Genomic DNA, 12,677 nt, shown 5'->3' on the forward strand with positions numbered 1-12,677 from the left:
GTGCGCTGGTCTACGCCGGATACCTACCACCTGACGATCCGGTTCATCGGGGAGTCCAGCGAAACGGAGGCAGATGCGTATCGGGATGCTCTCACATCCGTCGACGCCGCTGCGGCGCACATCGAGCCGTTCGGCCTTGGCGTCCTTCCCTCCCGGCTCTCGCCGCGTGTGGTCATGTGCGGATCCGAGCAAACACGGTCGCTCTCGGCTCTCTACGCAGAGGTGTCGGAGGCCCTCGAAGATGCCGGACTCGACGAGGCGGACAACGCGTTTCGCCCCCACGTCACGATCGGCCGCATTCGAGATGCCGACCCCGAGGCCGTGCATCATGCGCTCCGCGAAGCGTCGAGCGTCCACCTGCCCGCCGTCACTGTTCGCAGCCTGACGCTCTACAGGAGTCGTCGTGGCCCCGATGGCGCGCGACACGAGGTAGTGGAGACCGTTCCTCTCGCCAGCAGTTAAGTGAATATCGGGTCCTCATCCGCTGAAACGCGTTACGGTGCAGCCGCGATGTGCGGCTCTCGCGAACACATGTCCGCCGCTCCTCCTCTGCTTCCCCCGACCACCATGCGCAACCTGGTTTCCATCATTCTTGCGCTGATCCTCCTTGCCGTCGGCACCACCGGCCCGGCGCTCGCACAGTCCGGAGCCGACCTTCTCGAAGAAGTGCAGGCCCGGTACGAATCCATCGACGGCATTCAGTCCCGGTTCGTTCAGACCGTAGAGTCCGAATTCGCTTCGGCCCGGCGCACGGAGGGGACTCTTTACCTGGCCGGCGCCCGGTATCGCGTCGAAACCGATCAGCAAACATTCGTGACCGACGGATCGACCACCTGGATCTACTCCCCGGCTCAAAAGCAGGTGATCATTAACCGCGCCTCAGATGATGGGAGCGATCTCACACCGCAGACGTTCTTCACGGACTATGCGGCACGCTACGCGGTCGACACATCTCGCGACACCACGGTCGCCGGCACCGCCTTTACGGTGCTCGACCTGAAACCTTCGGTACCCGAGGCGTCGTTTGATCATGTCCGACTGTGGGTCAATCCCGTATCTCGGATCATCGAACGTCTTCGTGTTCGGGATGCCAATGGCAGCGTGATCACGATCCGCCTCCGCGACATCAGCGTCAATCCCGGTCTCTCCGACACAACGTTTCGGTTCGACCCGCCGGAAGACGTCGAAATCGTCGACCTCCGGTCGTCGTAACCTGACGCCGGCCCTGCCTCGCTCGCCGCACTCATCGCCAGCACACTTTCCTTCGTGACGCGTCGTCTTCGTCGCCGCCTGTTTCAGGTCGGCAGTTTCTTACTTGCCGCCGGGCTCCTGTATCTCGCGTTCCGCGGGATCGACGTGGACACCATCACGCGGGCCTTTCGACAGGCGGACTACCGCTGGGTGCCGGTGCTTGTGCTGCTGGTGATCGGCGCGAACTGGATGCGGGCATGGCGATGGCATCTACTGCTGGAAGCCCTGCCGGCGGATCGCACACGGGCAGATGAAGAGGGCGAACCGCCAGCGTCGCGGCTGACGGATGCCTTTGCGTCCGTCATGATCGGTTACATGGTGAACTATGCTGCGCCGCGCATGGGGGAAGTGGCTCGGACGGCCAACATGTCCACGCAGTCACGCTATCGCTTCAGTGCGGTCTTCGGCACCGTGGTCGTCGAGCGCGTCTTCGACACCGCCGTCCTTGCGTTCGCCATACTGAGCTCCGGTATTCTGCTGGTGGACCGGTTGCCGATCGTTCGAAAGACGTTCGTGGAGCCGGTCGTTTCGCGCGTCGAGGCTCTCCCCGGTACGTCGATCGTGCTCTGGACGGCAGCGGGCATCGCCGTGGTGGTGGGCATCACTGCCGGCATCTGGCGCATGTTTCAGAACGAGCAGTCCGCCCTCCGACAGATGTGGACGAGCACGCTACAACCCGCGCTCGTCTCCTTCAAGGAGGGCTTCATGACACTGGGCCGGAGCCCGCGTCGCTGGTCGATCGTTATCAGCACCGTGGGCATGTGGGGCGGATACCTACTGATGGCGTACGTACCATTTCGCATGCTGGATCTGACGGTGCCCTACGACATCGGTCTGGTCGACGCCTGGATCCTGATGGCGATCGGTTCGCTCGGGCTTCTCGTCCCCTCCCCCGGCGGCATCGGGTCGTACCATTACGTGACCATCCAGGCTCTCATCCTCCTCTACGACGTACCGGAAGGGGCATCGGCGTCGTACGCCGTTCTGACGCATGCCGCGCAGCTCGTTTTTTACACGATTGCGGGCCTGATCGCGCTTGTACACCAGGGCAGTAGCTTTACCCGCCTCTTCCAGCGCTCGGCAGCACGGCGAGACGATACGGCAAACCGGGCCGGGGATGCCAATCACGATCCATCCAACGGATCGCCACAGCGCTCACCCAATCCGACCGGCGACGAGCGATCCACCCCGGCCCCCGTCACTGGAGCCGCGGACGAGCAGCCGTGAGCAGGAAGATTCCGTACGACGGCTCCAGCCCTCGGACGGGTCGCCCCCCTCCCTGGCGTCCGCCTCATCCCGTTCTTCGTCGGAGCGGGCGCCGGAAGAAACGAACAAGGCTACGCCTAATCTCTCGGGGTCGTATTGAGATACGGTTCCGTCTGTCGATTATATATCAGCCGCCGCGAGATGCCTCAGCGGAGAGCGGGTTGAACGGGTCGCCAAGCATACCCATTCTTGCCAAGTTATGGGTGGAAATAAACCGACAGGCCGAGGCGGGTACTGCGGGAGCGCCAAATCTGTGTAATATGCCCCCTCGACGTTGCTTCGCAGGATCAACGCACCTCCATGCTCCAGAACGAACAGCCTTCCTTGTGATTCTGCTGAGAGACGCGTCTGGTTCGACCGATGCTGTCCTGTGGCCTCCAGGGCCGAGACCGTTCATCGAGAGGGCTTGAACCCGTGGGTGATCACAAACTCCCCGGGGATCGCAACCTTACGCCCGTTTGCATACGGGGCAACCGCTTCCCGGTACTCTGCACGGGCTGCCTCGCGGGTGCTGACATCGAACGTACGCCAGGCCATCGCCACCGGGCCTCCTTCGAATACGGCGCGGCAGGCTTCCTGCTGAGACTCGAAGGGAAGTACGGTGCGTAGTCGATTGGAGGTGACAGAGACGAAGCCAGCGGCCCGAAACGCCGATTCGAGGGCCGAGCCCGTACCAAGTTGGAAGAAAAGTGGGCACACGTCCGACTCCACGCGCCGGTCAACGATGGGAAAGACGGCGGCCCATCCGCAATGCGTGCGCGCCCCCCAGACGCTTGCCACCGCCTGCCTGCCGGGGGCGAGCACGCGGTGCATCTCACGAAGTGCCTCCTCCGGGTCGGGCACATACATCAATCCCAGCGAGCAGAGCACCACGTCGAACGTATCGTGGGGTAGGTCCAACTTTTCGGCGTCCATGCGCTCGAACATCACGTTGCGGATCCCCCGCTCCTCGGCGATCGCCTCGGCGCGCTTGATCATGCCGTCCGAAAGATCGGTACCTACAACCTCGCCCCCGGGGGCCACCGCGTCTGCCGCCGAAAACGTCACCAGACCCGTGCCGCAGGCCACGTCCACGACGTGCTGTCCGGGGTGGAGATCGGCTCGCTCCAGTAGTTCATCCTGCGCAGGCTGGAGCGGCCGCTGCCACCCGGCCTCGTAGTCCCCGGCGGCTCGGTCCCACCCGTACCGCTGCACGCGTTTTTGAAGATTATCCTTCATGATCGGCTATTGCGTTGTGATGAGGGCACCTGTTGTGAAGGCCGGAGACCGAGTCATGGCGACTCCGACATCACGACCTGCACGTCGCGCTCAATGGTTAGCGCGTGCCCCAGGCTGTCGTGGACCGGGCTGTGTGCACGCGCGGCGTCCAGCACACGTTGTACGTCTTCCTCGGGCGCCGGACTCTCAATGGTAATGCGATACCTTAGCCTCGTGAAACGCGGGTCGGTGCCGTCTACGCCGAGCAGGCCGCGCGCGTCGTGGTGGGCGTCTACCTCCACATCGACGCGGTCGAGGGGCACGCCAAGCTTTGCGGCCCACAGTGCCGCCGTCTGAGCGAAACAGGTTCCCATGGCCGCGCGCAAGAGAAAGCCAGGGCCGGGGTGTTTCTGACTACCCCCAAGTTGTGGATCGAGGTCGGCCGCGATTTCCCACGGGCCTTCCTCGACATCGCACATCACCCCATCGCGCAGGCATACGGTGGTCGTGTCGGTGCCCTGCCCGATGGCGGGTCGCAGCGTAACAGCCGCGGTCGCACGTTCGACGATGGATTGAAGCGTGTTCTCGGAGGTCATCGCTTTGATGCCGTTCTGCGCCAGCCGCACGGCAGCGGCGGCCCGCTCGGAGATCGATGGACGTGCTTGTTCTTCTGCCATGATGGGTACCTCGTATTCGGATGGGTGCGTAAACGGTGAAACGCGGTGTTCTTTCGTCACGACATCAGCAGATGCATCGCCGGCGTGCCCCGGAGCACGGTGATCAGGCCGAACACGTCTGCGTCAGGTAGCGCGACGCGGCGCGGAAGGGCGGCCAGTGCATCAGCGTGCCCATCGCCGGAAGGCGCCTCACCGCACCAAGGAGGTGGAGGCCGAGGACGAGCATCAGCGCGCCGGCTCCGATGCTGATCGCGTCCTGCACGCCGAAGAAGGCCCCGCACATGCCGAAGCAGTGCGCGCTTTCGAGAAACCCAGCCGCGAAGACGAGTGAGAAGTCAATCATGTCATGATGCCTGCTTGAACGGATTTGTGAAGAGCTCTCTTTGGCATGCGGCGCCGACCTCGAACACACAGTCCGACCGGGGCCGGGCGATGCAGAGGAGCACGTAGCCAGCCGCTTTGTGCGCGGGCTTCAGGGCCTTTCCGTCGGACTGATCGACCGTGCCGTCCAGAAGCCGCGCTGCGCACGTGATACACGCGCCATGGCGGCAGCCGTAAGGGAGGCGCAGCCCGGCCGTTTCGAGCGCATCCAGCAGCGATTCCTCGCCGGACACCTCCACGACGCGGCCATCCCGATTGCGGACTTCGATGCGGTAGGTTGCCATCACAATCCGATGTTTACACCCAGATGTCGGAGGTGCAGTCGCCGCCCGGGTAGCGCATCTCGTGGGCGCGCGCCGGGCCAGCCGGCTCGTCGCCAAAATCGACATAGAAGTCCTCGTTGATCGACAGGCCGCCGCGGTCGGTGTCGCAGTCGATCTGCAGCATGTAGGAGCCGTGCTCGGCCATGTCGGGATAGAACTGGTTGTCCCAGCTGCTGAGCAGCGAGCTCGTCACGTAGAGCCGCTCCCCGTCCAGGCTAAGCTGCAGCATCTGCGGGCCGCCGACGAGTTCGTGGCCCTGGACGGTGACGGGATCGCCCAGTACGCCGCCGCACGAGACCTCGCCGGCCAGGATCGGAGCAGACGGATTGCTGATGTCGTACTGGCGGATGTGCCCGTGCAGCCAGTTCGACAGATATAGGAAACGGTCGTCCATCGAGATCACGATATCGGTGGTGAGCGGCGGCACAGGGAAGGGCCAGCCCTCCAGCTCGACCGGGTCCTGGTCGATCACCTTCTCGACGGTCCGCGCCCCGTTCGCGCCCTCCCAGTGCCAGATATTGCTGCTGAGCGCCGCGCCGACGAAGCCGTGCGTGCTGTCTGGGTCGTGGTGGAACCGCACCTCCAGCGGGACGAGCCCGTCTTCTCCCAGGTCCACACTTTCGACGAGGCGGCGATCCTCCCAGTCCCAGAAGTTGAGCCGCCGTCCGTAGAGGCCATCGGCCACGTCGTCCAGGTCGAAGCCGGGCAGATACGTCTTCGGCGCCGCGAACTCGCTGCTGACCATCACGTTGTGGCGCGGCTGATACCAGAAGTCGTAGTTGAAGGGCATGCCATCACTGGTGGTCTCCCAGCGGCCGGCCACGTCAAAGTTCTCATCCAGCAGCAAAAAGCCCCCAGGTGCGTTGCCTTCGGCGTCGCCAAGCATGGAAATCATGACGGTTCCATCCGCAAGGCAGTGGACCGTGTGCGGAGCGCTCAGATTCGTCTTCTGCTTGATCTCGTTCGGAGGAATGACTTTATGCAGCGTCGGTGCACGTTCGTCCTTCGTGTCGATGATGTGGATTCGACTGGAACGGAAACCGGGCACGATCAGGAATCGGCGCGACTGGCTCTCGTCGTCGTGGCACGAGCTGCAGGCGTTCCAGCCGAAGTGGTGCAACTCGTCGCCCAGCGTGGGCATCGGCGTGCGGTGGACGACCTCCGCATAGGTCGGCGAGTCCGGGTCGACGTCGACCGTCGCCAGATAGTCGGGCGCGTCCGTTTCGGTGCCAACGTAGAGAGCGACCGTGTAGAGCACCTTTTCGCGATCTGCCTGCATCGCTGCTTCGGGCGAAGCGTACCCGGGGCCGCAGCAGACAGGGGATTCGCTGGCATGTGCGTCGTCGGACGGTGTTGCATCGGCGTGCGTCATGCGAATACCTCTTTTCGTTGGATTCGCGGTGTCGGTGGGGTATGATGTACATGCAGATCTACTCGTGCTTGAAAACGAAGGCGAACTGCTCGGCGTGCGTCCCCGCCGGGCCGCGCTCTGGGCCGTACGTCCGGCCGTCGAAGTGATAGAGGCCGACGACGTGCCACTCAATCTCCTCCAGCGCGCAGGGTGGGATGCTGCCCGTGGTGCCGAGCGCGCCGGGCGGCGTCGTTACGGCAATGCTCCCTTCGCCGTCGGCTGAGGCGAGAAACATGCTGCGGTGTCCGTCGCTCGGACCGGCCGGGCCAAACGCCCTCACGTTGGCGGGCAACCCCGGTTCGTCGAATTCACCGGTGAAGCCGGGCGGATCAAACGTGACGTTCCAGATGGTGTAGACGCCGTGTGGAATCAGTCCCGATAGCTCAAGCTCCACGCGCGTGCCGCCTTCGAGGCATTCAACGATGATGGACCCGTCGACGCTGCTCCACGCGCCCCAGGTGACCTGATCGCCGTCGGGCGCGATGACTGGCTCGCGGCCGAGGTCGGAGATGAGCGTCGTGCTCGGACTCGTATTCTCTGGATCGATGGGGTCGCCGCCCTCCGCCCGCACGAAGAAGGGGAGATTGACGACGTCATCGGATGTGGCGCGAGGACGGTCCGGCGAGTCGCTGTCGTCGTCGTTGTCGAACCCAAGCGTATCGCAGCCGGCGAGCATAAGCAGTGCCACGAGCGCGATGGTCCCAACGATATGAAGCGGGGACCGACGGAGTTGAAAATGACATCTATCGACTGGCATGACGGATCCTCCTCTATGCGATATCAGCGAGTACGCTGATTGCAGCATACCCATCGCAGGGGAGTCCCGTCATGAGACGGATGTCTCAATTTTGGCCCGGATATCGAGGACAGAAGCCCCCGACGTGGGACGCGCGTCCCAGACGCGTTGCTACGACGCTCCGGTGTGCCCAAATCCAGCCTCGCGCGCCTGCACGACGGCCTCGGCGCGACGGCTGACGTCCAGCTTGCTGAAGATGCGGCTGACGTGGTTACGCACCGTCTTCGGACTGATGAAAAGCGCCTCGGCGATCTGGCCGTTGCCGAGGCCCTGTGCCACGAGGTCGAGCACCTCGCGCTCGCGGGGCGTCAGCTCGCAAAAGCCGTCCACCTCCGAAGCCGGGACTTCTTCGTCAGCGAGGAAGCCCCGGAGCTCCGAGACGAACCGCTCCCAGGCCGGCTCATCGGGCAAGAGGATGTGGTTTTCACCGTCCAGCGGGACGAAGCGGGCCTCCGGAATGAGCGACGCCAGATGGCACCCCATCTGGAATGGAATCATCGCGTCGTGCTTCACATGAAAGACGAGCGTGGGCGCCTGAACATGGGGGGCCGCCTCGCGGATGTCGATCACGTGGAAGGCGCGCCATAGGCGGGCTGCCATCTCGGGCGACGTACTCTCGCGCTGGAGCTCGGCAAGCCATTGCTGCTGCTCTTTCGAGCCCTCGGGCACCAGCAGGTCCACAAAGACCTTCCGGAAGGCGGCGTTTCGGCGTCCCCATCCCACCTTAATCATCTGCGTTAGCGCCTCGGCCTTCGTGCGTTCGAAGAACCGCTGTCCTTCGACCAGGGCCCCGTGCGTGTACGTGTCGTACAGCACGAGTTGCTTCACCCGGGCCGGATGCCGTGCCGCGTAGGCGACCGCGATGCTGCCACCCTGGCAAAGGCCCAAAATCGAGAATTGGTCGAGCCCCAGGTCGTCGACCACGGCTTCCAGGTCGCGCACCCAGGCGTCCAGCGAAAGATCGTCGACGCTGCGGTCGGAGAGACCACAGCCACGCAGGTCGTAGCGGACGAGCGTGTGGTCGCTAGAGAGCTCTTCGAACCAGGGCGGCCAGATCGGCCCCTCCCAGTCGAGTTCGAGATGCGTTACCCAGTTGGCGACGCGAACAAGGGGGGGACCTGTGCCCGAGGTGGCGTAAGCGATCCTCGTCCCGTCGAAGGACTCACAAAAACCGATATTCTGGCGGAGGCGGCTCATCGCCCGAGCGGGTCTGGTCCCTTACAATGCGAGCCAGCATGAGGTCTGAGATAAACGATTGTTATCAGGAATGTTCTCCCATGCAAGCCTTCGTGCTTCTTTGAGCCAGAGCGTCCAGGTCCGACGCACTCAGATATCCCCATGAGCATCTGGGACCTGATCTCGCTACCACCGCACTCTCGTGGCTTCGTCATAGGGGAGGAATCCGCCTCATCCGTCGGGCTCTTCTTCAAGCGATCCCCTACACTCCATCAACGTGGCTGAACTATCCCCAACATGCGTCGCAGGAGATCGCTCTTCCAGACGGCCGTTGAAAGCCCGCGTTTTCTCACGGTCGGGCACTGTGGGTCGTCCGCCATCATCCGTTAGGCGATCCTCTGAGCCTCGTAGAATCCGTCCGAGGGATAACAGCGGTGCGGTCTTAGTTGTACGGCCTGAGGGCCGACCGTTCGGTAAAAGATTCGAGCGCTGTCTTTGTCCTTGTATAGTTTCTCCGCTTCATGCTGGGACAGGCGCCGCATTGGCCAACCGAGGCGGCATGGGGGCAGCCAAGCACGTCGGTCGTTGCCTACGAATCCTCCCTCCAGTCTTCCGACGGTCTCCGGTTTGCCATGTCGACCCGGTCGGTATGGCGGACCGGATTCGCGGGTGGCGTGCTCCGTGGTCTCTGTGCGATGGATTACCAGCTTGGGCAGGGGAGATCTCCGAAAATTGATCCGGATGTTTTGGCTGTGGGGCTGGCTCCGAAAGAGGCGCTGGCCCTGCGCCCGGCAGCATACGGCGCAAGCGCGGATCCGCCTGTGGCAAAGCGATTGTGAACGCCCCGTGCTCAACGCGATCGAGGCGCACGACGGTCTCGGTACGTGGTACAAGCGGCCGTCCAATACCTACACATTAGGGTACGGCAACCAGGACGTTAATTGTCAATTTGCATCGTTCCTCTTCGCGGTCAGCCGGACCCGAACAGGCTGCCACGAACTCGTACGGATCACCCTGAGGTTCGCGGTAGCCAATCGATGGAGCGTTTGCATGCGAGGGGGCGTGATGCGGGTCGGGCCGTACGCCCTCGAGCAGCCCAACGCGCAGTTCTGGGTCACAACCGGCGATTCACTCGAGCAGATGCTATTCTTTCTGGCCGATCCCGGTATCACCGTCGATGGGACGCCGTACACCCTGGTCCGTGCCGCCTACACGGATGACGCAGGATACGTCGACGACGACCTCCACACGCTCTTCCCGCATCCGGAGAGGCGCCGGCTGAACACCATCCAGTGCTCCACGACCGACGAGCAGAATGTGCCGCAAAATACAGAAATCTCTGAACTGCGGTTCGACGACGAGGACTGCATGCCGGTCGACGGAAGGCTGAGGAGCCTGCTTGAGCGGGGCCCGGGTAGATAGCATCTCGTTTCGGAGGGCGTTCGAGGCGTCGCACCTCGAACGACGGGCGAATGCACCAATCCAGGAGCCGCCCCGGCTTCACCGTCGGTCGTAAGCATTTTGAAGCTCGGTCTTTGCGTCAATCCGAGCGTGGTTGACGGGCGGCACAAGGCCCCGTCTCCGGTACAAGACCGATCTCGAAGTGGATCGTTCGGGTCGGCGCCGCGACCTTGGCGGTGACGGTAACAAGGTGTTGCGACTCACTGCGCACTCGACAGTCTGTATTTCGCCGCCTGCAGGAGGAAAACACCGGCGGCCACGGATACATTGAGACTTTCCGCGGGTCCGCGCATCGGGATTGACGCCAGCACGTCGCAGGCCTCGGCTACGTCTACCGCCAATCCATCCCCTTCACTCCCGAGGACCACCGTCACGGCCCGGTCGAAGTCCACATCCCAGACCGTCGTCTCCGAGGTCCCATCCGCGCCGCACACCCAGTAACCGCGCTCCTTTAGTTGCTGCAAAACGGTCGGCAGCTTTGGCGCCCGCGCAATCGGAATCCGCATCGCCGTACCAGCACTGGCTTTAATCGCGGCGGCGTTCAGTGGTGCCATGGACGTCTGCGGCACGATGACACCGTCCACCCCGGCCGCGACCGCGCTCCGCAGAATGGCCCCAAAGTTCCTCGTGTCCGTAACCCGGTCGATCACAAGGAGAAGCGGTTTTCGATCCTGCACATCGCCCCACGTCGGAGCCACCTTCGTAAGCAGTTCGTGGACCGACAGATACGTGATCGGGCTGGCGATGGCGACAACCCCCTGGTGCACCGCTCCCTGCGACTCATGGTCGAGCCGCGCCTCCGGCACGTACTGAACCGGTACGTCCCGCTCCTTCGCCGCCTTTCGAATGACCCCGATCGCTTCCCCGCTCGCGCTCTGGGCCAGCATGATCTTCTCGATCCCCTGATCCTCTCGTTCGAGAGCCTCCCGGACCGGGTTGCGGCCGATGATGGTTGACGTGTCGGAGTCTGCCATAGACCGAAGCCTCCTGCGTTTCTGTGTGAACTGGACGTCCGGTTTCATCGAACCATGCCGGTCGGGTTTCCCTCACAGCCGGAATTGTGGGTGAAAGGACGCGCCCTCTCGTTCGTCGTCCGCTGGACTCCCGCTCGCAACGCAGAGACCGGTTGCTGTACCTGGCCTGCTGCGTACCCCGGGCAGTCTTCGGCCGGACACGTGTTGAAACCAGAATTGGGGGATTCCGTGTAACCATCCAGTTGCACTTAACACCGTTAAGCGATAGTCTGTTACGTCGACGTCGGCGCGTCATACGGCGTACGATCCGACCGATGCATCAGGGCTTCCGTTTAATGCGTACCCCGTTTGCTGCGTACTCCGACACGCAGGCGCACTATTGCGGGAGCGCTTTCATGCGTGTCCCCGCTTCCTCGTTACCGTTCTCTCCTAACTCCTCTTACGGCCATGAGCCGATCGATGAACGGCGTCTCGGGCGCCGGATCCCGTACCCCTGTCCTGATCGACGGCTGCCGAATCCCCTTCCAGCGGGCCGGAACCGGCTACACCGACCTGATGGCCTACGACATGGGCCGCATGGCCCTGAAAGGTCTCCTGATGCGGACCGGCGTGGACAAGGACGTCGTCGATCGTATCGTGATGGGCTGCGTCATCCAGGATGTGGAAACGAGCAACGTTGCCCGCGAGGCCGCGCTGGGAGCCGGTTTTCCGAAGCATGTGCCCGCCTTCACAGTGACGATGGCGTGCATTTCGAGCAACCAGGCGGTGACGAGCGGCGTCGACCTCATCCGCGGCGGGCTCGCCGACACGATCATCGCGGGCGGCACGGAGACGATGTCGGATCCGCCCATTCGGGTGAAGCGAAGCGTCCGGAAACGCCTGTTCGAGGCGCGCAAGGCGAAGGGGCCCGGCGACTACCTCGACCTCGTGAAGGGACTCGGCCCTGCAGATCTCGTGCCGGAGGCGCCCTCCATCGCTGAGTTTTCGACCGGCGAGGTGATGGGAGAAAGCGCTGACAAGCTCGCCGCCATGTTTGGCGTCAGCCGGGAAGATCAGGATGAGTATGCACTGCTCTCCCACGAGCGCGCGGCCCAGGCACAGGCTGACGGCCGGCTCGCGAAGGAACTCGTCCCGGCAACCGTTCCGCCCGAGTTCGACGTGATTGACACGGACAACGTCGTTCGCCCTGATACGTCACTGGAGAAGCTGGCGGGCCTGTCCCCCGCCTTTGTGAAGCCGTACGGCACCGTGACCGCGGGGAACTCTTCGGCCCTCACCGACGGCGCGTCCGCAGCCCTGCTCATGAGCCAGGCACGTGCCGACGCCGACGGCCACACCCCGATCGCAACGCTCCGCGACTACACCTTCGTTGCCCAAGACCCCGGCGAAGAGCTGCTCCTCGGCCCCGCATATGCCATCCCAATGGTCCTGGACAGTGCGGATCTCACGCTTGACGACATCGACGTTATCGAGCTGCACGAAGCGTTTGCCGGCCAGGTGCTTGCCGTTCTCGAAGCTCTCCGCTCCGATACGTTCGCCCAGGAGAAATTGAACCGGACGTCCGCCGTCGGCGACGTCGACATGGACAAGCTGAACACCCGCGGCGGATCTCTGTCCCTCGGGCATCCCTTCGGCGCGACCGGCGTTCGTTTGGTGACCACTGCCGCCAACCGCCTGCATGAGGAAGACGGTCAATGGGCCCTTGTTTCGGCCTGCGCCGCCGGAGGGCAGGGCCACGCAATGCTGATTGAACGCACCTGATCC

The 12,677-nt window shown here is 63.5% G+C and carries 13 protein-coding genes; 5 read left to right on the forward strand and 8 right to left on the reverse strand.

All coding sequences use genetic code 11. The features are described 5' to 3' along the window. The 3 genes from thpR to ACFCU0_RS11225 all read left to right on the forward strand — a co-directional run. Nucleotides 1-462 (forward strand): RNA 2',3'-cyclic phosphodiesterase (gene thpR, locus ACFCU0_RS11215; RefSeq protein WP_434973762.1); only part of this gene is annotated, 462 nt, incomplete at its 5' end. Between the two features lie 105 nt (nucleotides 463-567). Next, entirely contained in the window at nucleotides 568-1,212 is a 645-nt protein-coding gene (locus ACFCU0_RS11220) for a LolA family protein (RefSeq protein ID WP_434973763.1), read from the forward strand. Nucleotides 1,213-1,266: 54 nt separating this feature from the next. Then, nucleotides 1,267-2,478, forward strand: coding sequence for a lysylphosphatidylglycerol synthase transmembrane domain-containing protein (locus ACFCU0_RS11225; RefSeq protein WP_434973764.1), 1,212 nt, complete (start codon nucleotides 1,267-1,269; stop codon nucleotides 2,476-2,478). 432 nt (nucleotides 2,479-2,910) lie between these two features. On the opposite strand, the gene ACFCU0_RS11230 is transcribed toward ACFCU0_RS11225, so the two are convergent. From ACFCU0_RS11230 to ACFCU0_RS11260, 7 genes are all read right to left on the reverse strand, one after another. Continuing rightward, the gene (locus ACFCU0_RS11230) at nucleotides 2,911-3,735 is read right to left on the reverse strand and encodes a class I SAM-dependent methyltransferase (RefSeq protein ID WP_434973765.1); all 825 of its coding nucleotides are present in this window, start codon (nucleotides 3,733-3,735) and stop codon (nucleotides 2,911-2,913) included. Nucleotides 3,736-3,788: 53 nt separating this feature from the next. Then, nucleotides 3,789-4,391, reverse strand: a complete 603-nt coding sequence (locus ACFCU0_RS11235; protein ID WP_434973766.1) for an OsmC family protein — start codon at nucleotides 4,389-4,391, stop codon at nucleotides 3,789-3,791. 103 nt (nucleotides 4,392-4,494) lie between these two features. Beyond that, entirely contained in the window at nucleotides 4,495-4,734 is a 240-nt protein-coding gene (locus ACFCU0_RS11240) for a hypothetical protein (RefSeq protein ID WP_434973767.1), read from the reverse strand. Nucleotide 4,735: 1 nt separating this feature from the next. Then, nucleotides 4,736-5,056 (reverse strand): 2Fe-2S iron-sulfur cluster-binding protein, encoded by a 321-nt coding sequence (locus ACFCU0_RS11245; RefSeq protein ID WP_434973768.1) that lies wholly within the window; start codon nucleotides 5,054-5,056, stop codon nucleotides 4,736-4,738. A 13-nt stretch (nucleotides 5,057-5,069) separates the two neighbouring features. Next, nucleotides 5,070-6,467, reverse strand: a complete 1,398-nt coding sequence (locus ACFCU0_RS11250; RefSeq protein WP_434973769.1) for a selenium-binding family protein — start codon at nucleotides 6,465-6,467, stop codon at nucleotides 5,070-5,072. 58 nt (nucleotides 6,468-6,525) lie between these two features. After that, nucleotides 6,526-7,263 carry a hypothetical protein gene (locus ACFCU0_RS11255; protein WP_434973770.1) on the reverse strand — a complete coding sequence of 246 codons (738 nt, stop codon included), beginning with the start codon at nucleotides 7,261-7,263 and terminating at the stop codon, nucleotides 6,526-6,528. 150 nt (nucleotides 7,264-7,413) lie between these two features. Continuing rightward, nucleotides 7,414-8,499, reverse strand: coding sequence for an alpha/beta fold hydrolase (locus tag ACFCU0_RS11260; RefSeq protein WP_434973771.1), 1,086 nt, complete (start codon nucleotides 8,497-8,499; stop codon nucleotides 7,414-7,416). A gap of 825 nt (nucleotides 8,500-9,324) precedes the next feature. Between ACFCU0_RS11260 and ACFCU0_RS11265 the strand changes: the two genes are divergently transcribed. Continuing rightward, nucleotides 9,325-9,900: a hypothetical protein gene (locus tag ACFCU0_RS11265; protein WP_434973772.1), complete on the forward strand. Its 576-nt coding sequence runs from the start codon at nucleotides 9,325-9,327 to the stop codon at nucleotides 9,898-9,900. Between the two features lie 239 nt (nucleotides 9,901-10,139). On the opposite strand, the gene rlmB is transcribed toward ACFCU0_RS11265, so the two are convergent. Beyond that, a complete protein-coding gene (rlmB, locus tag ACFCU0_RS11270) occupies nucleotides 10,140-10,913 on the reverse strand; it encodes a 23S rRNA (guanosine(2251)-2'-O)-methyltransferase RlmB (protein ID WP_434973773.1) in 774 nt (257 codons plus the stop codon). A gap of 447 nt (nucleotides 10,914-11,360) precedes the next feature. On the opposite strand from rlmB, the gene ACFCU0_RS11275 reads away from it, so the two are divergent. Beyond that, nucleotides 11,361-12,674 carry an acetyl-CoA C-acyltransferase gene (locus ACFCU0_RS11275; protein ID WP_434973774.1) on the forward strand — a complete coding sequence of 438 codons (1,314 nt, stop codon included), beginning with the start codon at nucleotides 11,361-11,363 and terminating at the stop codon, nucleotides 12,672-12,674. Nucleotides 12,675-12,677: the final 3 nt, after the last annotated feature.

It is taken from the genome of Longibacter sp., assembly GCF_051155795.1.
In the GTDB taxonomy this organism is placed as follows: Bacteria; Bacteroidota; Rhodothermia; order Rhodothermales; family Salinibacteraceae; genus Longibacter.

What these genes read in the sequence shown, in the direction of transcription:
- ACFCU0_RS11220 (WP_434973763.1), top strand. Translation starts at nt 568, where the DNA reads ATGCGCAACCTGGTTTCCATCATTCTTGCGCTGATCCTCCTTGCCGTC.
- ACFCU0_RS11230 (WP_434973765.1), bottom strand. Translation starts at nt 3,735, where the DNA reads ATGAAGGATAATCTTCAAAAACGCGTGCAGCGGTACGGGTGGGACCGA.
- ACFCU0_RS11235 (WP_434973766.1), bottom strand. Translation starts at nt 4,391, where the DNA reads ATGGCAGAAGAACAAGCACGTCCATCGATCTCCGAGCGGGCCGCCGCT.
- ACFCU0_RS11240 (WP_434973767.1), bottom strand. Translation starts at nt 4,734, where the DNA reads ATGATTGACTTCTCACTCGTCTTCGCGGCTGGGTTTCTCGAAAGCGCG.
- ACFCU0_RS11245 (WP_434973768.1), bottom strand. Translation starts at nt 5,056, where the DNA reads ATGGCAACCTACCGCATCGAAGTCCGCAATCGGGATGGCCGCGTCGTG.
- ACFCU0_RS11250 (WP_434973769.1), bottom strand. Translation starts at nt 6,467, where the DNA reads ATGACGCACGCCGATGCAACACCGTCCGACGACGCACATGCCAGCGAA.
- ACFCU0_RS11255 (WP_434973770.1), bottom strand. Translation starts at nt 7,263, where the DNA reads ATGCCAGTCGATAGATGTCATTTTCAACTCCGTCGGTCCCCGCTTCAT.
- ACFCU0_RS11260 (WP_434973771.1), bottom strand. Translation starts at nt 8,499, where the DNA reads ATGAGCCGCCTCCGCCAGAATATCGGTTTTTGTGAGTCCTTCGACGGG.
- rlmB (WP_434973773.1), bottom strand. Translation starts at nt 10,913, where the DNA reads ATGGCAGACTCCGACACGTCAACCATCATCGGCCGCAACCCGGTCCGG.
- ACFCU0_RS11275 (WP_434973774.1), top strand. Translation starts at nt 11,361, where the DNA reads ATGAGCCGATCGATGAACGGCGTCTCGGGCGCCGGATCCCGTACCCCT.